The following is a 25,377-nucleotide window of genomic DNA, read 5'->3' as shown; positions in this document are numbered from 1 at the left end:
ACGCCTGCTTAAAACATCATGGTTGCTTCAGGACATAACGCCGTTTGATTAGCGAATTTTCGCACTGCGAGTCGAACTGGATAATCCACAACCTGTTGTAAAGTAGCGGGTTTTCGCTGTTTATCCGGCGGTTAGCAGCGAATAGGCGCTGCCTGACGATAACTTTTACCATCAGAACATTCTGGCTTAAGCTTTATGGCCATTGCACAGTGACATTCTTTACACTATGGCGAAATTCCGAAACGTTTCTAAACATAATGTATACAGATTAATCCGGTGTTAGCATTCTGACTGAATCATTATGATTGCGTTACAACTCATTTCAGGATGTGCAATGTGAAAACAGAATCCTTTTTATCCAGCCGCAATATTGGCCTGGATCTGCTGCGTGCCGGCCTAATTCTGGAAGGGGTGTTATTACACGCCTCACGGAGTTTACCGGGTGAGAATGGCTGGTATTATGTCGCGCAGCGCGATCCCTCGGAAATATTCACGGCACTGCTGAGCATGGTGCACACCTTCAGGATGGAAGTGTTCTTCTTTCTTTCGGGCATGTTCTCCGCGCTGATTATTTTGCGCAAAGGGCAGAAATTCTTTACGGATAATCGCCGTAAGCGCGTCCTGATTCCGCTGATATCAGCCTATCTGTTTATTCCGCCGCTGATGTATTTTATCGCGGGACAGATGAATAACACCCCGCTGAGTCTCGAAGGCTGGCTAAACAGCTATACCATGATGCACCACCTGTGGTTCCTCGTGTCGCTGTCGGTGATGTCGCTGCTGGTACCCGGCGCGTTCTATCAGTGGAGCGCCCGTCAGCTGGGCAAAATGTCGTTGCCAATGCTGATCGCCACGCTGGTGGTTCTCGGTAACGCCTGCTTCGTGCTGAAGTTTCTGGTGAAAGGCCGCGGTGAATTTGTCGAGCTCATCCCGGTGACCGCACGCTTCCTCGTCTACTACACCGCCGGTTTTGCGTTATACGTCAACCGCGAGAAAATTGCCCGGTACGCCAACAGTAAACTGATGAATGGCTGGCTGGTGGCCGCGCTGGTGCTGGCGGTGTGGGCCGCCTGCTATGTCGTCGCGCACAACCACATCACCGGGGTGATGAAATATGTGCCGGTGATGCTGGGCAGCGTGCTGTCGGTGATGCTGTCCTACTGGCTGGTGTTTAGCTTCGAACGTATCAACGTGAAAGAGAGTCGCATTCTGACGGCGATTGTGGATTCCGCGCTGATCATCTATTTGCTGCACTATCCGGTGGTGATCATTTTCTCATGGCTGCTGGATGTCTGGTTACCGGATAACCTGTCAGTCCTGTATGTCCTGATCGATTTTGCCCTCGGCATTGCGCTGAGCGCGGTGTGTTACGCCATCGTCAAACGTTCACGCTTCGCCTCGTTCATGTTTGGCCTCAAGCCGAAAGATAAAAAGGTGGCGGTGCCGGTCGAAGCGCGACTGTAATTGTCATCATGCCCGGCCGCCACTGGCGTGCCGGGTATTATTTCCCGCCATCTGATTTTTGCCATTTTCCGCATTTTTAGTTCCAGATAATTATCTCAGGCCGTTAGCGCAATTCCTAAAGCTTATCGCCGTCATCACAATTCCTTAAGTCAAACTGGACGTTTTAAGCTGATCGCGGTAATACTCATTTCAACGGATTTCCAGCCGTAACCTATTACGACAATATATTTCGCTTCGCTATTTTCCCGCACTGCGCATTCGCTGTGCGGCATTTGTCTTTTCTCTGGTGAGGACAATAGTGTGTTTAAATTAAATCCCTTGTTACTAAGCCTGCTTGCTGCGCAGGGCTTAATGCTGCCTGCCACACCGGTATCGGCGGTGGTATTAAAACCTTTCACTCCCGAGCGCAACGACAATAAAGTTGGCGCTTATTGCTTATGTAATGGTTCCACCCAGACGCTGAGCGGCGTGCCGCGCTTTACCGCTGGAGAAAGTGGCATGAGCAGCGTCACGCTGGGTGAACTACAAAAGGTTGGGCGTATTATTAATGACAATTTAATCGGCGAGCCCCGCCTGCAACTCGGTGCACAAAATTATGCTATTGGTATTCCGGATGAAGAAACAGGCAGTTATCGTGTCTATCAGGTTTATAACAGTGCGGAAATGATTGCGCCGGCGGAAATTAATGGCGCTACGGTAGTGCCAGATTATTATGATGTGAACGATAAACAATATATTGATGCGCGCGTGGCGACAGTCACTAATGGCCGGTTAAATATCAATATTGGTCAGCAAGGCGCAGCCGCTAACGCCAGCACCAATCGCTGGTCAATGGCGGCCAAACAGAGTCAGTTATTTGCCAGCAGTAATAACGGCCAGATTAACTGGGACAGTAATAACCGCATCCGCTTTACCGCCGCCACGCCGCCGTACGGTGGCGATCGGCTGGCATTTGATGCCGGAGGCGTGGTGACCTACGCCGGTCTGTTTGATGTCACGCTTAAGGATGGCAGCAGCAACGCCTATTACGTCAGTAACCTCAATGAATTGCGTAACTATAACGACTGGCTGATTGACCAGATTAGCGGCGGCAACCTGAGCCCGGAAAGTTATAACGCCGCGCTGAACCAGGCGTTCAGCCTGCGCGACGGTCGTGTGGTTTACCGCATGAGCACCGGTAATTACGATGATGAAGTGGCTGCCGCACTCGGCGATCAGGTGGTGCTGAGCGCCGATGGCGCGAAAGCCAGTGTGAAAATCAATCGCGGCAAAACGCTGGAAGTGGCCAACAGCGCCAGCGCCGTGATGCGCGCCAGCAACGGTGCAACGGCGATTATCGCCGGAAAACTGGCGACCAGTAACGCGCTCTCATCCGAAGCGGGCGCGCTGGAGCTGATCAGCGGCGCGCGCGGTATCAATAATGGTGTCATCAACAGCGGTTTTTTCAACGCCGCCAATGGACGCGGCGTGGCGGAGGATTCTCTCGGCTATGCGGGCACAGCGGTGTCCGCGATTTATGACAGTGAGTTCCGCAATAATGGCGTGCTCAATGTGCATATCGGTGATGCGCCGTGGGGCACCGCCGGCTTATTCCTCGGCAGCAGCAGCGCGGTCAACCACGGCAATATTAACATCGGCATTCACAATGTAGCGAACGGCTCCTCAGCAGCGGCGGTGAGTTTCAGCGGCGAGGGCAGCTTCGTCAACGCGCGCGATGGCACGATTTACCTCGGCCGCACGCCGCAAAATCACAAGGGCGACGTCACGCAGGATGTCGCGGTCAGCCTCGGCGGTGGCATCAGCGCCATTTCCGGTCTGCTGGATTCCCGCGCCATCAATAATGGTCGCATTGTTATTGGCTCAAAAGTCGAAAACGCCGTTGGCATGCGCATCGAGGCCGGGCCCAACGCGGTATCCCTGAATAACGGTGTTATCGACGTCAACGGTATGGCGCAGGCGCTGCCGCGTGAAAATATCGCCATGCTGGCGATGGATTCCGGCAGCGGCGGCCAGGTGGGCAACCGCGGTACCCTCAATCTGAATGGCTATAACAGCACCGGCCTGAAAGTGATCGCCACGGCGGGCAATCAGGCGCACGCCTTCTCCAGCGGCGCGATCAACGTGGCGGGTGACGCCGACCGCTTTGGCGGCACCAACAATACGGCGGTGTGGGTAACTGGCGAACCGGGCGGTCACGCCAGTGCCGATATCACCGGCCCAATCCGGCTCAGCGGCAAAGCGGGCATCGGGATTCGTGCTGAAGGCCAGGCAACGGTCAACGTTAGCGCCCGCGCCATTCCCACCTCTTACGGCAGCGACAGCATGCTGGATAGCGGACAGATCAGTTTCTACCGTATCGGCCCGGATGCACGCATTAATCTGCCGGCCAACGGCCGCTACAGCGCCTCCGTGTGGAACGGCACGATTTTTCGCGTCGAGCAGGGAGCGGATTTTGACGGGCGCGGCCTGACTTTGTCGATGAACAGCCCTTTTGCGACCGGTGTGTACGGCAGCGGTGCCGGCACTGACATTAATACCCACGGCGCGACGCTGAACATCGCCAGCTTTGCCAGCGGGCTGACCATTACTGATGGCGCCCGCGCCACCATTGATGCCGCAACGCGTATTCACCTCAACGGGTCTGATGCCCGCGTCGCCATCGCTGACGGTAATCGCTATACGCTGCAGGGTAACGTTGTTAACCCTAATACGCAGTTCGATCCGAACACTTTACTGATCAATCAGGCAGCGATAGACGGCCGCGCCAATAACCAGCAGCCGTTTACCGTGATGAATCATGCGCGGCTGGTGAATCGCGGCGCTATCTCCCTGCGGGGGGAAGGCGTAACGGGTATCTACGCGCAGTATGGCGCAACGGTCGACAACCGCGGCGATATCAACATTTTGCGTAACGGCCGGGCGCTGTTCGCCGATGGTTATCCAGGCGCCGGCGACGGCAAAACCCTGACGGAGATTAACAATAGCGGCACGCTTAATCTCTACAGCGGTCAGAGCACCCAGCAAACCACCACCTTCGGTGCGGTCTCGTATCACCAGCTGGGGCGGATTAACCAGAACGGCACAATTAATCTGTACGGTGATAACGTGGTCGGCGCGAAAGCCTTTGCCGGCGGTCGTATTACGCTGGGCGCGAACAGCCGTGTGGTGTTCCACGACGCACAGCAGATCGGCTATCAGGCTTTTGATCCCGGCTCACGCCTGATCGTCAACGGCAGCCCGATTGATGTCAGCAGTCGTAACTCGACGCTGTATGAAATCCGCAACGGCGCGTGGCTGTACAACCAGGGCTTTGGCAACGTCACGCTGAGCGGCAGTGACAGCACCGGCATCGTGGCCAGCGGGACGGATGCGCTGGTATCCAGCACCGATGTTTATCAGGTCACCGGTAAGGGTGCCACCGTGCTGCGCGCCAGCGATCGCGCGCAGGGGATTATTACCAGCCTAATCGCGCTGAACGGCAAAAACACCCTCGGCGCGCAGGCGTCGGGCGATGGCACCGAGGTCTACGCCGCCTCGCTCATCACCGGCACCGGGCACAACGCCACGGCGTTTGATGTCAGCGGCGACGCGCGCCTGTTTAATCAGCAGCAGGGCGTAGTGGATTTGCGTGGCCGCAACAGTACCGGGGCCCGGGTGCACGATGGCGGTAACTTTATCAACCGAGGCACGGTTAGCGTCGCCAGCGGCACCGGCGTGGATGTCAGCAGCGGTTATGGCCAGTATGTACCGGTCGACAGTACCTTACGTGTGAATGACGGCACCGCCGCGCTGCGCGTGGGCTCCGGCGGCGCGATGAAAATTTACGGCGACGGGCAGGGGGCCAGCACGCTGGCGGCTTACGGCAAAGCCGATGGTTTGCTGCTCGACAGCGGTGCGCAGCGCTTTGAAGCCAACGACATCATCATCGGCGCTTACGGCAGCGGCACTGCGCTGAACAATCGCGCCGGCATCAGTGATATTTCGCTGAGTAATGTGCGCTTCGAGGCTAACGGTGGCACCGGCATTCGCTCTGCCACCTCGTTCGATCCGGCGGGTAGCGCGCAGATTCACGTCGGCGCAGGCGGTACCGGCTATCGTTTTGAAAACGCAGATGGATCGACCACGGGCAACGATTTAGTGATTGGGCGCGACTACCGCATTGAAGTCAACGGCAGCGGCACCGGCGTGCGTGCCAACACCCGTGGACGGGTGATTGCTCAAGGCCTGATTGATATCCGCGATGCTGATGGCGGTTCGGCGATTGTCACCCGCAGCGCCAGCCAGGTGATCAACCAGGGCACCATCCGCTCACAAAGCCGCGTCGCACCGCTCATTGATTTGCGCGGCGGCGAGACGGTGTTTATCAACCAGGGCACGCTGGATGCGCCGTACGCCGATCAGGTGGTAGTGGCAGGCGGCGCGACCCGTGATGTGGTGGCACTGCTGGCGGGCAACGTCACGGGCGAAGTGAACACCGGTAACGGCAGCGATACGCTGCTGGTCACGGGCGGCACGCTGGATGGCGGCCTGAGTATGGGCGACGGCAGTGCGAATCAGGCGACGGTGCAGGCTATCAGTCTGAACCAGACCCGTCATATCACCAGCGGCGGCGCGGATAGCACGCTGAATCTTAGCCAGCTCAATGCGCGCGGCGGTTCGTTCCGGCAGGACGACCTCACCAAAGGCACCAACCTCGGCGCGGGCTGGAGCACGCTGAACTTCATCGATACGCAGTGGACGCTGAGCGACAACATTAAACTGGCGCACAGCACCATTAATATCGATGCCGGATCCACACTGTTCGCCGGCGATGGCGTCAACGCGCGGCTGCAGGGGGCCAGCAATGATTCGCTGGTGGTAAATAATGCCGGCACGCTCGACCTGACCAACGGTGGCAATGTGGCGGCAAATACCCTGACCGTCGAAGGTAGTCTGGCCTCCGCGCAGGGCCGTCTGAAACTCAATTCGACAGCCACCCACAGCGACGTGCTACGTGTTAACGGTAACGCCAGCGGCACCATCTGGGTAGATGACCGCCTGCAGGGCGGCGGGCTGCTGGACAGCAATCGCGACAATGTCATCGCGGCCAGCGAAGGCGTCTCGCTGGTGCAGGTGACCGGCAGCGCCAGCGCCGACAGCTTCAGGCTGAGCAATGGCTATGTGGCAGCCGGGCCGTGGCAGTATGGTCTGTACAGCTTTGCACCGGGCAGTAGCGCAGGCGGCAACGTATGGGACTATCGTCTGGCAAACAACTTCATCTGCAGCGATGGCTCGCTGTGCCAGCCGCAGGCGGGCAGTGCGGTTAAGGCGGTGCGTCCGGCGGTTACGCCGCAGGTACCGTCCTGGATCTCCGCACCGGTCGGGCTGGCGTACTACTCGCTGGCAGTCACTGACGATCTGCATAAGCGTCTCGGCGAACTGCGCCAGCAGCCTGAGGACAACGCAGAGATGTTTATCCGTTACCTTGGCTCGGATTTACAGTATCACAGCAATCGCGGCCTGGACGCCTGGGGATATGATTTCGACCTCAACTACAGCGCCGTTCAGATCGGCGGCAACCTGCTGCGCGCCGATGGCGCTGAAGACAGCGTGCGCGGCGGTGTCGCCTATACGCGCGGTAACACGCGTATTCGCCCGCATGCCGCTGACGGTTACAGCTCCACCAGCTTTGATAGCGATACGTTGTCACTTTATGGCACCTGGCTGCGCAGCAGTGGCTGGTATGTGGATGGTTCGCTGAGCTGGAGCGACTACCGTGGCGAAACCGACATTGCGCGGCAGAAAGCGGTCGCCAAACCCAAAGGGCACGGCTGGACGGCGTCAGTCGAGTCTGGCTATCCGCTGATGCTGGCGGGTGATGTGCGCCTGGAACCGCAGGCACAGGTTAGCTGGCTGCGTATGAACATGGACAGTTTTACCGATGCTGACGGCGCGCGCGTCTCCTATAACGATTACGATCAAACCATTGGCCGGCTCGGCGCACGTGTGGCGCGCAGCTGGCAGGACAGCAGTCAGAACCAGTACACGCCGTATCTGCGCGCTAACTATTATCGCGGGTGGGGCGGTACGGCGCAGGTCAGGGTCGGCGCCAGCGACAGCGACCTGAGCCAGAGCTTCAGCAGCGGCAAATTTGGCCAGATGTGGGACGTCGGCCTCGGCGGCACGGCGACGCTGATCAACAACGTGGCGCTGTATGCCGAGGCGGATTACCGCAAAGAGATTGCCGGCAACGGCGTCAAAGGCTGGCGCTACAATGCCGGGGTACGCTGGTCGTTTTGATCGCTTAAACGTGCAATTACAGGCGGCGCTGTGATGCGGCGTCGAACAGCATCGCACGTTCGCTGTCCAGCGTGACCGGTAAAATATCACCGGCACGCGCGCCGGAACGCTGGGTGGTAAACAGCATAACCGGGTGGCCAAACAGCGAACCGTGAATCAGTTCGGACAGGCCGGTCGGCTCCACCAGCGACACTTCAAGAGGCAGCGCATGCTGCTCACCCGGCTGCGCCAGACTGATGTTTTCCGGCCGGATGCCGTAAATAACGTCGCGGCCAGCGGCCTGTGCCGCCCAGTGCGTATTCAGGGGCAACTGTGCGCTGTCGCTGATACGCACGCCGCTGGGGGTCATCACGCCGTTGATAAAATTCATCGACGGGGACCCGATAAAACTGGCGACAAACTTATTGGCCGGTGTGTCGTACAGCTCCAGCGGTGTGCCCACCTGCTGAATGACGCCGTGGTTGAGCACCACGATGCGGTCAGCCAGCGTCATGGCCTCAACCTGATCGTGGGTAACATAAACGATGGTGTTGTGCATTTGCTGATGCAGTTTTTTGATCTCCACGCGCATCTGGCCGCGCAGTTGCGCATCGAGGTTGGAAAGCGGCTCATCAAACAGAAATACCTGCGGCTGACGCACAATGGCGCGGCCCATCGCCACGCGCTGCCGTTGTCCACCCGACAGCTCTTTTGGCCGGCGATCAAGCAGGTGTGTCAGGCTGAGAATCTCCGCCGCTCGCCGGACTTTCTCCTCAATCTCAGCACGCGGTCGTTTCTGAATTTCAAGGCTGAAGCCCATGTTGCGTGCGACCGTCAGATGCGGATAGAGCGCATAGCTCTGGAACACCATCGAGATATCGCGGTCTTTCGGCGCCACCTCGTTCATCAGCTGACTGCCGATATGGATATTGCCGCCCGTCGCTAATTCCAGGCCGGCAATGGTGCGCAACAGGGTGGATTTACCGCAGCCGGACGGGCCGACCAGCACCACGAACTCACCATCTTTAATGGTCAGATTGATGTCGCGCAGAACCTCAACGTTGCCATAGCGCTTTTCAATTTGCGCCAGCGTAATTTCAGCCATTATTTACCCCTTAACCGCACCGGCGGTGAGTCCCTGAACCAGGTAGCGTTGAATGAAAGCGAAGAACAGACAGGCTGGAATTAACGCCAGCACGGCGGCAGCCATCATTTCGCCCCACGAAACGGCGAATTTGGAGACGAAACTGAGCAGCCCGACCGGAAAGGTCATGACTTCGTTTTTGTTGATCAGCATCAGTGAGAACAGCAACTCACTCCACGCGGCGGTGAAAACGAAGCCGAGCGTTGCCGCCATGCCCGGCAGCGTCAGCGGCATCAGCACGCGGTACAGCGCCTGAAAGCGGGTGCAGCCTTCCAGCATGGCGGACTCTTCGAGATCTTTCGGGATGGCATCAAAAAATGACTGCATCAGGAAGGTAGCGAACGGGACATTGAAGGCGCTGTAAATCAGAATCAGCCCCAGCAGACTATTCGTCAGTCCCAGCGGGGCCATCACCCGGTAAATCGGCGCAATGATCATCACCAGCGGAAACATCTGCGTAAACAGCAGCAGGGCCGCCATCACCATCTTGCCGCGAAACTGAAAGCGGGAAAAGGCATAGCCGGCACCCGCAGCAATCAAGGTGGTGAGCGCGGCAGTGCTGCAGGAGACAATGAGACTGTTAATAAAAAACGTGGGGAAATCACTGTCGGTCAATACCTTCGCAAAGTGGCTCAGGGTGAAACCGCCAGGTAACAGCGTCACGCCCTGACTGAACAGTAACCTGTCCGGCGTGACGGCAATTTTAATGATCCAGTACAACGGAAACAGCGCAAACAGCAAATAGGCGGCGATGCTGAGACGATGACCGATCAACGGTAACAGGCGCATGCAGACTCCTTACTTAAGTAACTGATGGCGGATGCGCAGCAGTACCAGCGCATAGCAGGTCATCAGCAGTAACAGACACACCGCCATCGCCGAGGCATAACCAAAATCCAGTTTGCGATAAGCGGTGGTGAAGATGTAACTGGAAAGAATTGAGGTTGAACCGGCCGGACCGCCGTCGGTCATCACCACGATCAAATCGGCAAAGTTAGCGATCCAGATGGTACGCAGCATCACGGTAATGGCGATCATCGGGGCGAGAAACGGCAGGGTGACTCGGCGAAACTGCTGCCAGCCGCTGGCACCGTCAATGGCTGCTGCTTCATACAAATCTTTGGGAATCGACTGCAGTGCCGCCAGTAAGGTGATGGCAAAAAACGGGATGCCAAACCAGACGTTAGCAATCACCGGCCCCCACATCGCCAGTTGCGGATCGGAAAGAATATTGTAGGGTTCACTGAGAATGCCCACGTCGCTGAGCCACTGTGGCAGCGGACCCACCACCGGGTTGAGCAGCCAGGCCGGAAAGAAACGCCGGCACCGCCCACGGTAAAAACACCAGCGCCTGCACCCAGCGGCGAAAGCGAAACTCGCGGTTAAGCAGCAGCGCCAGCGCGAGGCCGAAAAAGAACTGCAGCAGCAGTGAACTCAGCGTCCAGTTAAGGGTATGGCCGAGCGCGCGAAAGAAGCGGCGATCGTCGAGCATCTGCGCAAAGTTCGCCCAGCCAACCCAGCCGCTCTCCAGCGGATTGAGCAGGTTCATGCTCTGAAAAGCGTAAGAAATGCCGATCGCCATCGGCACGAAGATGAACAGGGCGATCAGCAACAGGCCCGGTGACAGATACCACCATGGCTCAGCAAGCCGGGTCCAGCGCCAGCGGCGACGTGCCGGGCTGGCAGGAAGAGAGATTTCAGGCATCATTTCAGGGCTCCGGTTTACGCGGGATTACTGGCTGGCGAGCCAGGCTTTTTGCTCTTTACTCAGATAGCTGGCCCAGTCCTGCACCATATCTTTGGTGTCGTTTTCGCCCAGTAACGTCTCCTGGCTGCTCTCTTTCACGATCACTGAATTGAAATAGCCCCAGCCTTTGAGATGGGTCGGCATGGTGAGCGGCACATAATTTGGATCGTTCAGCTCCTTAAACCAGCCGGCAAACTGCGGCGTCTGATAGAACGGGTCCTGTTCCGCACCTTTATAGATGGGTAGCGTGCCGACAAACTTCGCCCACGCCAGGTTGTTGGTTTTATTACTGAGGAAGGTAATCAGCGGCCAGGCGACATCGTTTTGTTTACCCTGTTTGAACATCGCCCAGCCGGTATAGCCGATGGTCGGGAAGGCTTTACCGGACGGCCCGACCGGCATGGGCGCCACGGCAAAATCCTCAGCCGCCATGCTATTTTTAATCGCGATCAGCGCGTCCGGATCCTGATCGAGCATCGCGCATTTGCCGGAATAAAAGCCCGAGACAATCTCGTTAAAGCCCCAGTTCACGCTGTCTTTAGGCGCGCCGCCTTGCTGATACAAATCGACCAGCAGTTGTGCCCCCTTTATCGCCCCCGGCTGGGTTAAGGTACTGTTGCCGTCTTTATCAAAGAAGGCAGGCGAGCCATTCATCGCCGCCATAAACATCATCCACGCATTGGTTCCTCCGACACCGCCGCGCATGCAGTAGCCGCTGATACCGTTACCTGACTGACTAATACGCTTCGCGTCGCTGGCAAACTCGTCCATGGTTTTCGGCGGCTCACTCAGTCCTGCCTGCTTAAACAGCTTTTTATTCCAGAACAGCGCCCGCAGGTAAAAACCGTACGGTACCATGGTGGCTTTGCCGTTCGCGGCCCGCGCCATTGCCAGCGTTTTGTCCGTCAGCTGGGCGCTTTCAGGCCAGCTTTTCAGGCGGGGTTCCAGATCCTCCAGCATATTGTTGCTGGCGTATAAGCCTTGCCAGGTATCGGGCATCTCCACCACATCCGGAACCTGTCCGCTCTGTAACATGGTGCCCAGTTTTTCAAATGCCTGACCCCACGGCAGCGAAATCAGCTCAATCTCGGTACCAGGATGCTGCGTCTTGTATTCGTCGAGCATTTTTTGCAGAAGCGCGGTACGTGGCGGGCTGGTAATAACTTCCACCACGGTGAGTTTGGCGGCGAGGCTGCAAAAGGCGCTGCCTAAACCCACGGCGAGTACCAGGGCTTTCAGGGCGAAACGTGTTGTCATGGCTGGTTCTCCGGAGCGTGATTAACGGTGAGTGGCGGCAGCAAGTGCCTGATTCAGATCGGTCCAAAGATCGTCGGTCTCTTCGAGGCCAACAGAGATACGGATCAGGCGCGGCGAGACACCAAAATCCTGGGCTGAATTAAATTCACTGGCCTGATTAATGACCGAAATCGCCGGCATCACCAGGCTCTCGAAACCTCCCCAGCTAACGCCCATGTGGAACAGTTGCAGGGCGTTGCAGAATTGCGGTATGTCGACCTGTTCGGTCACGGCAAAGGAAAACAGCCCGCTGTAACCGCGCAGCGTGGACCATTCAGGAGGATTGAGCCCGGGATGGTAAACCGCGCTGACCTGCGGATGGTCACGCAGCTTTTCCGCCAGCTGCAGGGCGCTTTGCTGATGTTGCTTCATGCGCAGCGGCAGCGTGCGCAGGCCACGCATCAGCAAAGACGCTTCGTTCGCAGACAGTTTGCCGCCAAGGAACGGACTAATGTGACGGGCAATGTTGTTGATGTGCTGGTGGCTGGCAATCACCAGGCCGGCCACTACATCGCTGTGGCCGCTGATGTACTTCGAGGCGGAGTGCACCACGATGTCGATACCACACAGCAGCGGCTGCTGGAAAATGGGCGAAGCCCAGCTGTTATCAATCAACGTGACGACGCCCGCATCGCGCGCCAGCGTGGCCAACTGCCGCAGGTTCTGTTCACTCATCACCCAACTGGAGGGACTTTCCAGATAGAGCAGGCTGGCACCGGGCAGCGCGGCGGCCATCGCCGCTTCATCGTCGCCATCAACAAACTGCGTCGTGATACCGAAACGCTGACAAAAGCCGCGCAAAAAGCGGTAAGTATCGGGATAGACATGATTAACGCAGACCACTTTCGCACCTGGCTGAACCACACTCAAAATCGCGTTGCTGATGGCGGCCATGCCGCTGGCAAAGGCGAGGCAGGCGTCACCGCCTTCCAGCGCGGCAACTTTATCCTGTAGCGCTTTGACCGTCGGATTATCAACGCGGGAATAGAGCGGCTGGTCGCTCTCACCGCGAAAGCGGGCGATCATGCTGTCGTAATCGCTGAAGGTAAACAGCGAGGACTGATAAATCGGTGGCGTTACGGCGCCCTGTTCGTGGCGCTGGTCGTGGGTCAGCAGTGTTTGTTGCGCAATAGGTTTAGCGTTTGGCATGGATCACGTCCTTCATGTCGCGTTCGGTGATATCAAGAATCTGGTGGCAAAGGGCGCGCGCGGCCTGGCTGTCGCGGGCGCGGATGGCGTTAAACAGTTCACGGTGCAGGGGAAACGAGTCTGAAAACAGCGCCTGCTCCGGCGGGGACTCGAAAAAGGCATGCAGCGTGTCGTAGACGCCGTTAAGCATCTGCAACAGCAGCGGATTACCGGCGGCGCGGTAAATGCTGGTGTGGAAAGCCCAATCCTCCGGCCCGGCGGAACCGATAGCCAGGTGCACACGCTCCATCTCTTCCAGCCGCCGTTCGATTTCCAGCAGGTCGTCGGCGCTGGCGCGCTGCGCGGCCAGCACGCAGGATTCGGACTCAATGATGCGGCGCACTTCCAGCGCATGAAGCATGTTGGCGGAGTCGTTTTTAAAGCGCAGAGAGAGAAAGCTGTCATGCAGACCGACTTCCGCCTGCAGAAAGGTGCCGCTGCCTTTTTTGCGCACAATGATGCCGAGTGCTTCCCAGCGCTTGAGCGCCTCGCGCACCGTATTACGGCTGACGCCCAGTTTCTCCGCCAGCTCGCGCTCCGGCGGCAGGCGACTGCCCGGCTGCGCGCCGGCATGCGCCATGTAGCGCGTGAGCGCATCAAGAATCAGCGTATCGCTGCGCGTGGGAATGATGGGATGGAGTTCAGCCGGGTCATGCATCGCTTTGCCTTAATTGGTCCAACATCTCTACCAAAGACATAGCAACCCGCATGCCAGAATCATGAAGCTTTGATTCAGCAGGAGATTTAACGCAGTAATAAGCGCAGATTATGAGATCTGCTGGTGCAAAACCCGCCAGGGTGCACCGTGGTGTGGCGGTGCGGTGGTCTTTTTTTGATTAACCGGGGTGTGAATTCAGCAGATGCAGTGGCACAGCGGCAACGCTCAGCCAGCAAAACCGTTAGCGATGACGTTAAGGTAAAAGAAGAGCATTGTGACCGGTTAAATGGGCAGTCGTCATTGCATGCCCATCTCTTAAAACCGCGATCAGCGGCTAAACGGCATCGATCAGGCCGCCGTCGACGCGGATCACGCTGCCGGTAATGTAGCTGGCAGGCTCACTGGCGAGAAAAGCGGCGGTGGCGCTATATTCGTGTGGCGCGCCGTAGCGGCCCATCGGTATGCTGCGCCGGCTTTGGGCCGCGACGGCAGCGGCGGTGCTGTTTTCGCGCTGCGCCTTCAGCGCATCAAGCTGACTGACGCGCTCAGTATCAATGCGTCCCGGCACCAGGACGTTAACCGTTACACCATCCGCGGCTACCTCGCTTGCCAGCGTTTTCGACCAGCCCAGCAGGCTCATGCGCAGCGCATTGGACAGCGCCAGATTGGGGATAGGCGTGACCACGCCGGACGAGGTGGAAGTGATAATGCGTCCCCAGCCGCGCTGGCGCATGGCCGGCAGCACCTTGTCGCTCAGTTGAATCAGCGCGTCCACCATCACCGCAAACTGCTGTCGCCAGAGTTCACTGGCGGTACCCGCGGCTTTCGCGGGTGGCGGCCCACCTGAATTATTCACCAGAATATCCACTGCGCCCCAGCGCTGGCGAATCGCCTCCAGCACGCTGTCAAAGGTGTCGGGTGCCGCCAGATCCAGCTGGAACGCCTGCGCCTCACCGCCGTCAGCGATAATGCGCTCCACCGTTGCCTGCAACTTGCTGCTGTTGCGCCCGGTGACCGCCACGCGCACGCCCTCCTGCGCCAGTGCCAGCGCTATCGCCTGACCCAGACCGCTGCCTGCACCACATACCAGCGCCACGCGCCCTTGTATTTGCAAATCCATCACTGCCTCCTGATTGTATTTTCAGGATCGTAATGTGCAAAAATAGTGCCGGTTATGCGCCTGGTTTACGCATCTGTACCTGATCGAAGGCGAATTGCAGATGCGTTTTTATCAATTCGGCCGCCTGTTGCGGTCGGTTTTCACGCAGCGCGTCGATAATGGCCACGTGCTCTTCGCACCACTCTTTCACCCGCCGTTTGTTTTGGTAGCTGCCAAATTCCAGCAGGCGGCGCAGGCGGTTTTGCTGTTGAATCGCCTGCAGCACAAACAGATTGCCGCTGGCTTCGGCCAGCGATTCATGAAAAGCGGCATCCGTCTCGAAAATGTCGCGCGCCGGTACCTGCGTGAGGTCCGGATGGGTAATCAATCGCAGATGCTGTGCCCGCAGGCGCTTCAGCATGGCACGGTCCGCGCGTAATTGCGGGCTGAGCAGGGCGGCTGGCTCGATCATCAGACGAAATCCATAACTGTTGCGCAGCGCGACTTCCGAGTTAAGCGTTTGCTGAAAGCGCCAGCCGTGTCCCGCATTGCGCGCGATTAACCCGTCCTCCGACAGCTTGACCAGCGTGCGTGTCAGAATGCCGCGATCAACGTCATAGCGCTGGCTGATTTCCGTCTGGGTGAACGATTCGGGCAGGGCACCGGCAATACGATCGCGTACCAGTAACTCGTACAACGTCTGGTCGCTGCTCTGCGGAGGTTCAATGTCCAGCTGCTGTAACTCATCTGCCCCTTTTAGCAGAAAAAATCCCTGATTGGGCCGCGCTTCCACTGCGCCCAGTCGGGTCAGTTCTTTAAGTCCTGCCCGCACCGGCGTGCGGGAAACGCCCAGCGCGTCTGCCAGAGGTTGTTCACGTAAGTGCTGACCTGGATCGAATCTTGCTTCATAGATCAGGTCAAGTAGCTGACGTGCAATACGACGGCTGCTGGCGGAGGAGTCAGGCTGCATAGAACGGGATTTCCTGAAATGTATTATTGTCGACTAAAGGTACAATAACATGTTGAGGTAAATGCTGCGATATAAAGCAATACATGCACGATAAGCGTGCAGAGTGCACCAGGAGAAGACGTTTTTTTATCACCATGATTGTATTTTATGAATCATAAAAACCAATTTAAACGTTTACCAGGAGACACAGATGATCAGCAATTCATTTCGCTCTACCGGTCGGTTGCTGGCGCTTGCCACGCTGGCCCTGATGCCCATCATCAGCCAGGCGGCAAGCGACCGCGTTGCCCCAGGCAAACTGACCTACGGCACCGCAGCCACCTTTATGCCGTTCGAGTTTGTGAAAGACGGCAAGCTCACCGGTTTTGATATCGAGCTGATAACCGCGCTGAGTAAGACGCTCAATCTGCAACCCGCAGCCATGCCAATGGAATTCAAAGGGCTGATCCCGGCACTGCAGGGCAAACGTCTCGACATCATTAACTCAGCGATGTACGTCAATCCGGCGCGTGCGGCGCAGGTGGATTTTGTTCCTTACCTCAAAATCGGCAGTCGCGTCGTGGTGCGTAAAGGCAATCCGGCCGGCATCACCGGGCGCGATCTGTCGCTGTGCGGCAAAAACGTGGCGGTCACGCTTGGCGGTATCGAAGAGAGCCAGGCGCGCGTGGATAACCAGAACTGCCTCGCCGCCAAAAAAGCCGCGATCAATGTCATGACGTTCCCGGCGGCAACGGACTCGGCAGTGGCTGTTGCGCAGGGGCGCGCCGATGCGGAATTCCTTTCAACGCCGGGTACCGTTGCGTTGTTTAGCGAGAAGCCCGGCGTGTTTGAAGCGGCAGGCGCTGAGTTTGAAGCCGATACCCACATCGCTTTTGCGGTCCGTAAAGGCGACAGCGCCACCAAAGCGCAACTGGAACAGGGACTGCAAAACCTGGTGAAAGACGGCACTTACAAGCAACTGATTGAGAAATGGAACTTCCCGGACTCCGTTGCCATTTTTTAATCCGCTGACCGGAGAAAGCTATGTCGATCGATTTAATGTGGCAGTACTTCCTCTCCCGCGAATTTCTGCAGGGCGCGTGGATGACGCTGCTGATTACTCTGTGCTCGCTGTTGTGCGGCGTAGTGCTGGGACTGGTGCTGGCGCTGCTACAGGAAGCGCCATTTCGTGCCGCGAAAGGGCTGGCGTTTTTTTATCTCTGGCTGTTTCGCGGTACGCCGGTGCTGTTCCAGATCATCTTTGTCTACAACGTGTTGCCTGGTTTCGGTCTGCGCTTCTCCGCGTTTACCTGTGCTGTGCTGGCGCTGTCGCTTAATGAGGGCGCCTACATGGCGGAGATATTACGTTCCGGCTTACAGGCGGTAAAAAGCGGCCAGCGCACCGCCGGTATGGCGCTGGGAATGACCCACGCCCAGATCATGCGCAAGATTGTCTTGCCGCAGGCCGCGCGCATCGTGCTGCCACCCATGGGCAATCAGATGATCAGCATGCTGAAGTCCAGCGCGCTGGTATCGGTGATTGCGGTGCAGGAGTTGTTGCTGGTGGCGAACCAGACCGCCAGCGCCAGCTTCCGCTATTTCGAGGCGCTTTGCGCGGCGGGGCTCTATTACCTGCTGCTGACCTCGCTGTTCATGCTGTTTCAGTCGTGGCTGGAGCGCACGCTCGACCCGAAACTGCGGCGTGGAAAATGGCAAAAGGCCCGGGCGCGCCACCGTCGGTTAACCAAAGCGGCGGATACCGCAGGAGATCTGTCATGAACGAGACAAAACCACCGCTGCTGGAGTTGATTGGCATCGACAAGAGCTTTGGCCGTCAGCCGGTATTGAAGAACTGTTCGCTTAGCGTTCAGCGTGGGGAAACGGTGGTGCTGATTGGGCCTTCCGGTTCCGGCAAATCTACGCTGCTGCGCTGCGTCAATCTGTTGTCACCCGCCGATAGCGGCGATGTGTTCTTCACCCGCCAGAATATCAGCCGGGGAGAAGTGCCGCCGCACCAGTTGCGCCAGCGTATTGGCATGGTGTTTCAGAACTACGAGCTGTTTTCCCATCTGACGGCGGCGGAAAACATCATGCTGGCACCGATGACGGTACTCGGCGTCAACCGCATCACGGCACGCAAACAGGCAGAAGCGCTGCTGGCGAAGGTGCGTATTCACGATCGGGCCGATCATTTCCCCGACGAATTGTCTGGCGGTCAGCAGCAGCGCGTGGCCATTGCCCGGGCGCTGGCGATGAAGCCGGAACTGATGCTGTACGACGAACCCACGTCAGCGCTCGATCCGGAGATGATCCGCGAAGTGCTTGATGTGATGGCGGAACTGAGCGCCGAAGGCATGACCAGCATGGTCGTCACCCATGAAATGGGGTTCGCGCGCCGTGCCGCCAGTCAGATTCTGTTCATGGAAGAGGGCGAAATCCTGGAGCGCGCCAGCGCCAGCGACTTCTTCAACCGCCAGATTAGCGAACGCGCCCAGCGTTTTCTCGATCAAATCCTACATTAACAGCGGAGCCATAATGACTATTCACCCGGTCGACAGCGTGCGCATGAAGCGCGACCTCGCCACGCTGGTTGCCATCAATACAGAAAATCCTCCCGGTCAGGAGCGCGAAGCGGCAGAGTGCGTGGCCGGCTGGCTGCGCGAGGCCGGTTTTGACCTGTCGTTCAGTGAATATGCGGCAGGGCGCACCAACGTCATCGCGGTTCTGCACAACGGCGCCGGACCCTGCTTCGCCTTCAATACCCATCTGGATACAGTGCCTGCCGGCAGCGGCTGGCGTAGCGATCCCTTTACCCTTACCGAGCGCGAGGGACGCCTGTACGGTCGTGGTGCCTGCGATGCCAAAGGACCGCTGGTGGCGATGGTGGAAGCGCTGCGCCTGCTGGCCGCCAGTCGCCACCGCTGGTCCGGTACGCTGATGGGGGTGTTCACCGCCGATGAAGAGGTCGCCAGTGAAGGCGCGAAGTTTTATGTCCGGCAGGCACCGCCGGCCATCGATTTTGCGGTGATTGGCGAACCCACCGGCAACGCCACGTTTTCTGCCCATAAAGGCAGCCTGCGACCGCGCGTCAGGGTGAAGGGCGTAACGGCGCACTCGGGCACGCCCGAGCTGGGGATAAACGCCATCTATCAGTCCGCCAGGTTACTGGGCCTGATTGAGCAGTCGCATCAGCAGCAGGTGCGCTGTCGCTGCCACGCGCTGGTGGGCAATGCCAGCCTGACGGTGACGCGCATCCACGGGGGGCACGCTGATAACGTGGTGCCGGACAGCTGCGAGCTGCTCCTCGACCGCCGCATGGTGCCTGGTGAGGACGAGCAGGCGGTGAAGGCCGAACTGCAGCAGCTGCTTGACCACGCGAAAGCCACTGCCGGCGTTGAGGCGGAAATCATCGCCTGGCAGGCCACCACGGGCGGGGCCACCGAGACCGACAGTAACGAAGCGATTGTGCAGCACAGCCTCGCCGCCTGTCGTCGCCATGGGCAGGCGGAACCGGGCCCGTTTGGTTTTCAGGGGGGATGCGATTTAGTGCATTTTCGTTCGCTCGGGGCGAAAGGCGTGGTGATCGGACCCGGCAGTCTGGCGGTGGCTCACAAGCCAGATGAGTTCGTGCCTGTTGAAGAATTTATTGCTGCCGCAGCCATCTACCTCGACGTGGCACTGGCGATGCTGCCGCAGGAGTCTGCAACGTGAAAGCAACGCTTTGGCGCGGTCAGCTGCGCTATGACGCAGTCACGCTGCACACCGCGTCCTCGGGCGCAATCAGCGCGCTGGATACGCTGTGGCTGCGGCTGGACGATGGCACGCGCTGCGGCACGGGCGAGGTGCGGCTCAACATTCAGTACCTGCATGGCTACAGCGCCGATCGGGTGCTGGAAAATATCACCAGCGTCCTGGCAGCCTGGAACTGGGCACTGGCGCCGCAGGCGATGCTGGAGCGTGTGCATGCGGATGGGGCGGGACTGCTGGCGCCGGCCCGCATGCTGTTCGACATGGCGCTGCATGATTTACTGGCGCAGCAGGCCGGCGTAAGCCTTGCGCACTGGCTCGGTGCCGCTGCGGCCAGCCCCGGCTACCCGACCAACCAGACGCTGTTCTGGGGCAGTGAAGCGCAAATGCTGACGCAGGCTGAACAGTACGTTGCACGTGGCTTTACTCAGCTCAAACTGCGTACCGGCGTGGCGGATGTGGCGACCGATCTGGCGCGGTTGCACGCCCTGCGCGCCCGCTTTGGTGAGGCCATCACGCTGGCGATTGATGTCAACGGTCAGTGGTCTCTGGCACAGGCGCACGCCGCTTTTCCGGCGCTGCAGGCGCTGAATCTCAGCTATGTCGAACAGCCGCTGGCACCGGCTAACGATGCCGCACTGGCGCAACTGAGCGGTTATGGCGTGCCGATCATGCTGGACGAGAGCCTGAATAGCCCGGCAGCCATCGATCAACTGATGGCGGCGAACGGCGCGCTGTGGGGCCATCTTAAGCTGGTGAAGCTGGGCGGCATTGCGCCGACGCTTGCGGCAGCACGGCGCCTGCAGGCGGCCAGCATCCCTTTCATGATAGGTCAGATGAACGAAGGCCATGCGGCAACAGCGGCGGCGCTGCAGGTGTGTCGCGCCGTGCAGCCGCGTTTCGCAGAGCTGTACGGTGCCGATGGCCTGATAAACGATGCGGTGAGCGGCCTGCATTATCAGCAGGGCACTGTCTTCATCAATGATTTACCCGGCCTGGGCGTGCAATTTGATGCCGCGCGCGCCACTTTTCTCCAGGAGTCTGGTTATGCAACAGCTGAATAATGTTATCCAGGGAAGTGAATCCGCCTTTAGCGCACAGGAGTACGCACAACGCATCCAGCGCACCCGCGAACGTCTCAATGCGGCCGGCGTTGATGTGATGATTGTGACCGGACCAGAAAATATCTTCTGGTTAACCGGTCAGCAAACACCGGGCTATTACACCTTTCAGGCGCTGGTGCTGCCAACAGAAGGGGATCCGGTGTTTGTTATCCGCCAGCTCGAATACTTTAACTTTATCGCCAACACCTTTATCTCAGATGCCGCCATCTATCAGGATGGCGATAACCCGGTTGATTTTCTCGTTGCCCTGCTGCAGCAGCGCGGCTGGCTTAGTAAGCGTGTCGGGCTGGACAAACGCGGCTGGTTTTTGCCGATAGCCGTGTATGAGGCGTTACAAAGTCGCATCGGCAGCCTCGCCGATACCGCCGGGGTGATTGAGCCGCTGCGCGCAGTGAAGTCGCCGGCGGAAGTGGAAAAGATCGCCCAGGCGGCGCGCTATGTTGACGCCGGCATGCAGGCCGGTATGGCCGCAGTGCGTGCCGGGGCGGATGAAAATGCGCTGGTCGCGGCCATGATGGGAGCCGCCATCGCGGCCGGATCCGAATATGTCGGGATGGAGCCGCTGGTTTCCAGTGGCCCACGCAGCGGTGTGCCTCACGGAACCTGGCGTCGTCGCGTGTTGCAGGATAATGAGCCGGTGTTTCTGGAGATGGCTGCCGCGCACGATCGCTATCACGCCGCGCTGATGCGCTCGGCATGGCTGGGGCGGCCCCCTGCTATTGCGCTGGAAATGGAGAAAGTGTGTCAGGAGGCGCTCCAGGCGGCACTGGATGCCATTCGGCCGGGCGCAACCTGTGCCGCACCGCACATAGCCTGCCAGCAGGTGATCGATCGCGCGGGCTTCACCGATAACTTTAAAAAACGCACTGGCTACTCCATTGGTGTCTCGTTCGCGCCGGACTGGGGCGAGGGCGGCATTCTCAGCCTCTACAGTGGCGTCAACACCGAACTGCAGCCAGGCATGACCTTCCATATCCCCCCGGCGCTGCGCATCTACGGCGAGTTTACGGTTGGCGTTAGCGAAACCGTGGTGGTGACGGAAACCGGCTATCGCCAGCTCGGTTCGCTGGCTCGCCCATTAACCTGCTTATAAGGAAACCCGATGAAAGACATCAGCGAATGCCGTGAACGCCTGCGCGGTATCTTTAACATTACCGTGACGCCCTTCAGCGCCAGCGGCGACATTGACTTCGGCGCCCTGCGCGAAAATATCGAACGCGTCATCGGCCTTGGCTACGACGGCCTGTTAATTGGCGGCACTTATGGCGAATTTCCGGTGATGTCAGTGCCAGAACGCCGTGCACTGTTTCACGCCGTAATGGACTGCGTGCAGGATCGCGTGGCGGTGATGCTGTGCAGCGCCAGCGCAGACCCGCGTGATGCCCGCGAGCTGACGCAGCTGGCCGGGGATCTGGGCGGTTTGCCGATGGTCACCGCGCCTTTTGTCAGCGAAATTACCGACGCGCAAATTCTTGCCTATTTTGCTGAGATGGCACCGCTGTCGAAAACCGGCATTCTGGTTTACAACGCGCCGGGCATTGGTATCACCCTGTCACCAGCGCTGCTGGAGCAACTGGCGGCGATACCGGGCGTGGTGGGGATCAAACAGGGCGATCTGAATCCAACCGCCATCGATCAGATTGCCAACCGGCTGCGCGGCAAACTGCGTCTATTTTGTGCCTCCGATCTGGCCTTTGCCGGCCCGATGATGGCCGGATTCGATGGCATCAGTACCACCAACAGCGGCGCGCTGCCGGAGCTCATCCTTGCCTGCTATCGTGCGCTGGAACAGGGCGATGCCGCCACCGCGCGCGATCTGCACCAGCTGTGGTTTGACTATCGCACGCTGGCACGCCAGCACGGCCAGCCGCAGCTGGTGAAAGCGGCAATGGCGCTGCGCGGTTTCAATGGCGGCACGGTGCGCGCACCGCTGCAGCCGATCTCGCCAGACGCGCTGGTCGCGCTGACCAGCGTGATGCAACGGCTGGCCAGCGACGGACGCAGCGGGGTTACGCTGGCGTCACCAGCGCCTGCAGAAAGGCCGTAAACAGCGGGTGCGGTGCATCCGGGCGCGACTGTAGCTCCGGATGCCCCTGTACCCCCTGCCAGAAACGGTGATCGGCCAGCGCAATGCCTTCGATGATGTCATCAGTCTGGGCGGTAACCTGCACGCCGCTTGCCAGCAGCGGCGGCAGCAGTTGCGGATTAAAGCGATAGCGATGGTTGTAATGCATAAGGTTAAACGGCTCTGCGGCCGGGTATGGCAGCAGACCACAGCGATGGCGACCATCGGCAAAGGGAATAAAGCTGTGCACCGCGGCCTGCGGTGCCACTTCTGCCAGCATGGCCTGGCTGAGCTCTGGGTGACGTTGTAACGCAGCCGTGCACATGCTCTGCATGCCGAGGCACAGGCCCAGTGTGGGAATGTTGCGTTGCCGACTGGCATGCGCCACGGCGATTTGACCGCGCACCGCTGCCATCGAGGCACCTCCCGGTAGCAGAATGCCGTGCACCTCGTCGAGTTCGGACAGCTCGTTTGTCAGTGCGGCGGGAGCGAAAAAGTGAATATCCACATCGAGCGCCAGCGCCCGGGCTGCGGCGTAAAGCGCCTCGAGAGTGGCCGGATTGCTGTCACGCTGATCGTGCTCGCGCGCTATCAGACCAATACGCAGCGCGTGGCGGCCGGGGGGCGGTGCAGTCAGGGTATGTTGCAGCAGGGTGTCGCTGCCATCCTGCAGCCGCATTGTCGTCTCACAGGAAAGCGCCTTGAGGCGCTGGCCTGGCAGATGAGCAATGCGCGCTACATCCGCCTGTGCCACGACGATTACGGCTTCGTTCGCAGGCAGCAGGGCAACATCGCTGACTTCGTGCTGCAGTGTATCGCTCCGATACAGTCCGCTGGTGACGCAGTAACCTGCCGCCGCGACATGCTGATGGCTATCGGGGAAATCGCCGGTGAAATCCGGGCGCAGGCTCCATAACGGTAACGCCAGCTGATTAGCATACAGGCTGGCAAGCAGCCCAAAGCGCGCCGGAACGCGGGCATCATCAACAATGAAAATAGGTAACACGGCACTCTTCCTGCTGGGATGGGGTGATTAATTGTATTAGTTGATTCAGGATATACAAAAGAGGATTTATGAATAGTCAGCTACTGGCTCGTCGCATGCAGCGCGTCCGTCCATCTCCTACCGCCGCGATTTCCGATCGGGTGCGTGCGCTGGAAGCCGCCGGCAAGGCGATAATCAACCTCGGCGAGGGAGAACTCGATTTTGCCACGCCGGACAGCATCAGCTATGCCGGTATTGCCGCCATCGTGCAGCAGCAAACCAAATACACCGCCGTCTCCGGTACGCGCGAACTCAAAACAGCGATTGCCGCCAAGTTTGCCCGTGATAACCAACTGCATTTTACCGCTGAGCAGATCATTGCCGGCAGCGGCGCCAAGCAGCTGATTTTCAACGCACTGCTGGCTACGCTGGATGCTGGCCAGCAGGTGATCATTCCTGCCCCTTACTGGGTTTCCTATCCGGATATGGTGACGCTGGCGGAAGGCGAACCGGTGATCGTGGCCTGTGACGAACAGCACGACTGGAAGCTGCAGCCGCAACAACTGGCTGCCGCGCTGACGCCGGCAACGCGTTGGGTGATTCTGAACTCACCGGGTAACCCGACCGGTGCGGTTTACAGTGCGCAGGAGTTACAGGCGCTGGCTGAGGTGCTGACCGATCATCCCCAGGTGTTAATCATGGCGGATGATATTTACGAACCGTTACGCTACGACGCCACGCCATTCAGCACTTTTGCCGCGGCGGCCCCGCAGCTGGCTGAACGCACGCTGACAGTTAACGGTGTCTCAAAAAGCCATGCCATGACCGGCTGGCGGCTCGGCTATGCTGCCGGTCCGGCATGGCTGATTGACGCGATGCAGATTCTGCAATCGCAGAGTACCTCTAATCCCAGCAGCATCTCGCAGGCAGCAGCGGTTGTCGCGTTGCAGCAACCGGCCGAACTTCTGGCAGGTTGGCTCGCTACGCTTGATCGGCGACGTCAGCAGGTGCTGACAATGATCGCCACCAGCAACGGCCTCAGCGCCCGGGCGCCGCAGGGAGCATTCTATATTTTTGCCAACTGCCAAAAGTTACTGGGATGCGTGACGCCGCAGGGGGAACGACTGGAGGACGATAGCGCGCTGGCCAGCTGGTTGTTGCAGGATGCACAGGTTGCGGTGTTGCATGGATCGGCGTTTGGCATGCCGGGTTATTTACGCATTGCCTATGCGGTTGACGATGCGTTGCTGGAGCAGGCATGCGCGCGGCTGAAATCTGCGGTGGCAAAACTGCGCTGATGTCCGCCATGAGGGATTGATACGCGATCGGATGCAGGCATGCATCCGCCCGGTCGCCAGCAATGGCGATCCGGTGAGGCAGGTGCGTGGTTTCAGCAACAGTAAAAGTCCGCATGGCGCAACACTGCGGCGTCAGCGCAGATTGCCGTGGCGCTTATCAATATGGCACCGTTTCCTTACCGGGCTGGCCTCATCTCATTCAGCCCGCTTAATCTGGCGTCATGCCGCCATCGCGCGATATTAATGATTTAATGGCCGTTGCTGATTTTCTGTTGTTTATTTGCGTTAGGTAAAGTTGTTTTTATCACTTAATTAAAACTGCGTCATGTTTATTGTTTTTTCTTATTAAGCGGAA

20 protein-coding genes are annotated in these 25,377 nt (G+C 58.7%); 10 read left to right on the top strand and 10 right to left on the bottom strand.

The window, feature by feature from the left end:
* Window positions 1-336: 336 nt before the first annotated feature.
* Both H7K56_RS07560 and H7K56_RS07555 read left to right on the top strand, forming a co-directional pair.
* Entirely contained in the window at window positions 337-1,464 is a 1,128-nt protein-coding gene (locus tag H7K56_RS07560) for an acyltransferase family protein (RefSeq protein ID WP_150058972.1), read from the top strand.
* 300 nt (window positions 1,465-1,764) lie between these two features.
* Complete coding sequence (locus tag H7K56_RS07555) at window positions 1,765-7,743, top strand: autotransporter outer membrane beta-barrel domain-containing protein (RefSeq protein WP_150360311.1); 5,979 nt, start codon at window positions 1,765-1,767, stop codon at window positions 7,741-7,743.
* 16 nt (window positions 7,744-7,759) lie between these two features.
* Here the strand turns inward: H7K56_RS07555 and H7K56_RS07550 are convergent, their stop codons facing one another.
* The 9 genes from H7K56_RS07550 to H7K56_RS07515 all read right to left on the bottom strand — a co-directional run bounded on the left by H7K56_RS07550 (window position 7,760) and on the right by H7K56_RS07515 (window position 15,824).
* Complete coding sequence (locus H7K56_RS07550; RefSeq protein ID WP_021509078.1) at window positions 7,760-8,827, bottom strand: ABC transporter ATP-binding protein; 1,068 nt, start codon at window positions 8,825-8,827, stop codon at window positions 7,760-7,762.
* A gap of 3 nt (window positions 8,828-8,830) precedes the next feature.
* Entirely contained in the window at window positions 8,831-9,655 is an 825-nt protein-coding gene (locus H7K56_RS07545) for a carbohydrate ABC transporter permease (RefSeq protein WP_104187407.1), read from the bottom strand.
* A gap of 9 nt (window positions 9,656-9,664) precedes the next feature.
* Entirely contained in the window at window positions 9,665-10,156 is a 492-nt protein-coding gene (locus H7K56_RS23340; protein WP_249042701.1) for a carbohydrate ABC transporter permease, read from the bottom strand.
* Entirely contained in the window at window positions 10,107-10,574 is a 468-nt protein-coding gene (locus tag H7K56_RS23335; protein WP_249042700.1) for a carbohydrate ABC transporter permease, read from the bottom strand. The genes H7K56_RS23340 and H7K56_RS23335 overlap by 50 nt, the downstream gene beginning before the upstream one ends.
* 24 nt (window positions 10,575-10,598) lie before the next feature.
* Entirely contained in the window at window positions 10,599-11,870 is a 1,272-nt protein-coding gene (locus tag H7K56_RS07535; protein WP_059011244.1) for an ABC transporter substrate-binding protein, read from the bottom strand.
* Window positions 11,871-11,891: 21 nt separating this feature from the next.
* A complete protein-coding gene (locus tag H7K56_RS07530; protein ID WP_150360310.1) occupies window positions 11,892-13,058 on the bottom strand; it encodes a PLP-dependent transferase in 1,167 nt (388 codons plus the stop codon).
* Complete coding sequence (locus H7K56_RS07525; RefSeq protein WP_021509083.1) at window positions 13,045-13,755, bottom strand: FadR/GntR family transcriptional regulator; 711 nt, start codon at window positions 13,753-13,755, stop codon at window positions 13,045-13,047. Before H7K56_RS07525 ends, H7K56_RS07530 begins: the two co-directional genes overlap by 14 nt.
* A 334-nt stretch (window positions 13,756-14,089) precedes the next feature.
* Complete coding sequence (locus tag H7K56_RS07520; protein ID WP_150360309.1) at window positions 14,090-14,875, bottom strand: SDR family oxidoreductase; 786 nt, start codon at window positions 14,873-14,875, stop codon at window positions 14,090-14,092.
* A gap of 52 nt (window positions 14,876-14,927) precedes the next feature.
* On the bottom strand, window positions 14,928-15,824 hold the full coding sequence (locus tag H7K56_RS07515; RefSeq protein ID WP_150360308.1) for a GntR family transcriptional regulator: 897 nt from the start codon (window positions 15,822-15,824) through the stop codon (window positions 14,928-14,930).
* A 250-nt stretch (window positions 15,825-16,074) separates the two neighbouring features.
* On the opposite strand from H7K56_RS07515, the gene H7K56_RS07510 reads away from it, so the two are divergent.
* The 7 genes from H7K56_RS07510 to H7K56_RS07480 are packed head-to-tail and all read left to right on the top strand — an operon-like array spanning window position 16,075 to window position 22,721.
* Window positions 16,075-16,827 (top strand): ABC transporter substrate-binding protein, encoded by a 753-nt coding sequence (locus tag H7K56_RS07510; protein ID WP_369974301.1) that lies wholly within the window; start codon window positions 16,075-16,077, stop codon window positions 16,825-16,827.
* A gap of 20 nt (window positions 16,828-16,847) precedes the next feature.
* Window positions 16,848-17,582, top strand: coding sequence for an amino acid ABC transporter permease (locus H7K56_RS07505; protein ID WP_058775911.1), 735 nt, complete (start codon window positions 16,848-16,850; stop codon window positions 17,580-17,582).
* The gene (locus H7K56_RS07500) at window positions 17,579-18,325 is read left to right on the top strand and encodes an amino acid ABC transporter ATP-binding protein (RefSeq protein WP_150360307.1); all 747 of its coding nucleotides are present in this window, start codon (window positions 17,579-17,581) and stop codon (window positions 18,323-18,325) included. Before H7K56_RS07505 ends, H7K56_RS07500 begins: the two co-directional genes overlap by 4 nt.
* 13 nt (window positions 18,326-18,338) lie before the next feature.
* Window positions 18,339-19,514 carry a M20 family metallopeptidase gene (locus H7K56_RS07495; RefSeq protein WP_150360306.1) on the top strand — a complete coding sequence of 392 codons (1,176 nt, stop codon included), beginning with the start codon at window positions 18,339-18,341 and terminating at the stop codon, window positions 19,512-19,514.
* Window positions 19,511-20,614 carry a mandelate racemase/muconate lactonizing enzyme family protein gene (locus H7K56_RS07490; protein WP_150360305.1) on the top strand — a complete coding sequence of 368 codons (1,104 nt, stop codon included), beginning with the start codon at window positions 19,511-19,513 and terminating at the stop codon, window positions 20,612-20,614. The genes H7K56_RS07495 and H7K56_RS07490 overlap by 4 nt, the downstream gene beginning before the upstream one ends.
* Complete coding sequence (locus H7K56_RS07485; RefSeq protein WP_150360304.1) at window positions 20,598-21,767, top strand: M24 family metallopeptidase; 1,170 nt, start codon at window positions 20,598-20,600, stop codon at window positions 21,765-21,767. The genes H7K56_RS07490 and H7K56_RS07485 overlap by 17 nt, the downstream gene beginning before the upstream one ends.
* Window positions 21,768-21,776: 9 nt before the next feature.
* Window positions 21,777-22,721, top strand: coding sequence for a dihydrodipicolinate synthase family protein (locus H7K56_RS07480; RefSeq protein WP_104093320.1), 945 nt, complete (start codon window positions 21,777-21,779; stop codon window positions 22,719-22,721).
* Here H7K56_RS07480 and H7K56_RS07475 read toward each other — a convergent pair.
* Window positions 22,684-23,745, bottom strand: a complete 1,062-nt coding sequence (locus H7K56_RS07475; RefSeq protein ID WP_150360303.1) for a glutamine amidotransferase-related protein — start codon at window positions 23,743-23,745, stop codon at window positions 22,684-22,686. The genes H7K56_RS07480 and H7K56_RS07475 overlap by 38 nt on opposite strands.
* A gap of 68 nt (window positions 23,746-23,813) precedes the next feature.
* Here H7K56_RS07475 and H7K56_RS07470 point away from each other — a divergent pair, with 68 nt between their 5' ends.
* Complete coding sequence (locus H7K56_RS07470) at window positions 23,814-25,022, top strand: pyridoxal phosphate-dependent aminotransferase (protein WP_150360302.1); 1,209 nt, start codon at window positions 23,814-23,816, stop codon at window positions 25,020-25,022.
* Window positions 25,023-25,377: the final 355 nt, after the last annotated feature.

Source organism: Pantoea dispersa (assembly GCF_014155765.1).
Lineage (GTDB): Bacteria > Pseudomonadota > Gammaproteobacteria > Enterobacterales > Enterobacteriaceae > Pantoea > Pantoea dispersa.
This window is presented reverse-complemented; position numbering and strand designations above follow the sequence as displayed.

What these genes read in the sequence shown, in the direction of transcription:
- H7K56_RS07550 (WP_021509078.1), bottom strand. Translation starts at nt 8,827, where the DNA reads ATGGCTGAAATTACGCTGGCGCAAATTGAAAAGCGCTATGGCAACGTT.
- H7K56_RS07545 (WP_104187407.1), bottom strand. Translation starts at nt 9,655, where the DNA reads ATGCGCCTGTTACCGTTGATCGGTCATCGTCTCAGCATCGCCGCCTAT.
- H7K56_RS23335 (WP_249042700.1), bottom strand. Translation starts at nt 10,574, where the DNA reads ATGATGCCTGAAATCTCTCTTCCTGCCAGCCCGGCACGTCGCCGCTGG.
- H7K56_RS07535 (WP_059011244.1), bottom strand. Translation starts at nt 11,870, where the DNA reads ATGACAACACGTTTCGCCCTGAAAGCCCTGGTACTCGCCGTGGGTTTA.
- H7K56_RS07530 (WP_150360310.1), bottom strand. Translation starts at nt 13,058, where the DNA reads ATGCCAAACGCTAAACCTATTGCGCAACAAACACTGCTGACCCACGAC.
- H7K56_RS07525 (WP_021509083.1), bottom strand. Translation starts at nt 13,755, where the DNA reads ATGCATGACCCGGCTGAACTCCATCCCATCATTCCCACGCGCAGCGAT.
- H7K56_RS07520 (WP_150360309.1), bottom strand. Translation starts at nt 14,875, where the DNA reads ATGGATTTGCAAATACAAGGGCGCGTGGCGCTGGTATGTGGTGCAGGC.
- H7K56_RS07515 (WP_150360308.1), bottom strand. Translation starts at nt 15,824, where the DNA reads ATGCAGCCTGACTCCTCCGCCAGCAGCCGTCGTATTGCACGTCAGCTA.
- H7K56_RS07510 (WP_369974301.1), top strand. Translation starts at nt 16,075, where the DNA reads ATGCCCATCATCAGCCAGGCGGCAAGCGACCGCGTTGCCCCAGGCAAA.
- H7K56_RS07505 (WP_058775911.1), top strand. Translation starts at nt 16,848, where the DNA reads ATGTCGATCGATTTAATGTGGCAGTACTTCCTCTCCCGCGAATTTCTG.
- H7K56_RS07500 (WP_150360307.1), top strand. Translation starts at nt 17,579, where the DNA reads ATGAACGAGACAAAACCACCGCTGCTGGAGTTGATTGGCATCGACAAG.
- H7K56_RS07495 (WP_150360306.1), top strand. Translation starts at nt 18,339, where the DNA reads ATGACTATTCACCCGGTCGACAGCGTGCGCATGAAGCGCGACCTCGCC.
- H7K56_RS07485 (WP_150360304.1), top strand. Translation starts at nt 20,598, where the DNA reads ATGCAACAGCTGAATAATGTTATCCAGGGAAGTGAATCCGCCTTTAGC.
- H7K56_RS07480 (WP_104093320.1), top strand. Translation starts at nt 21,777, where the DNA reads ATGAAAGACATCAGCGAATGCCGTGAACGCCTGCGCGGTATCTTTAAC.
- H7K56_RS07470 (WP_150360302.1), top strand. Translation starts at nt 23,814, where the DNA reads ATGAATAGTCAGCTACTGGCTCGTCGCATGCAGCGCGTCCGTCCATCT.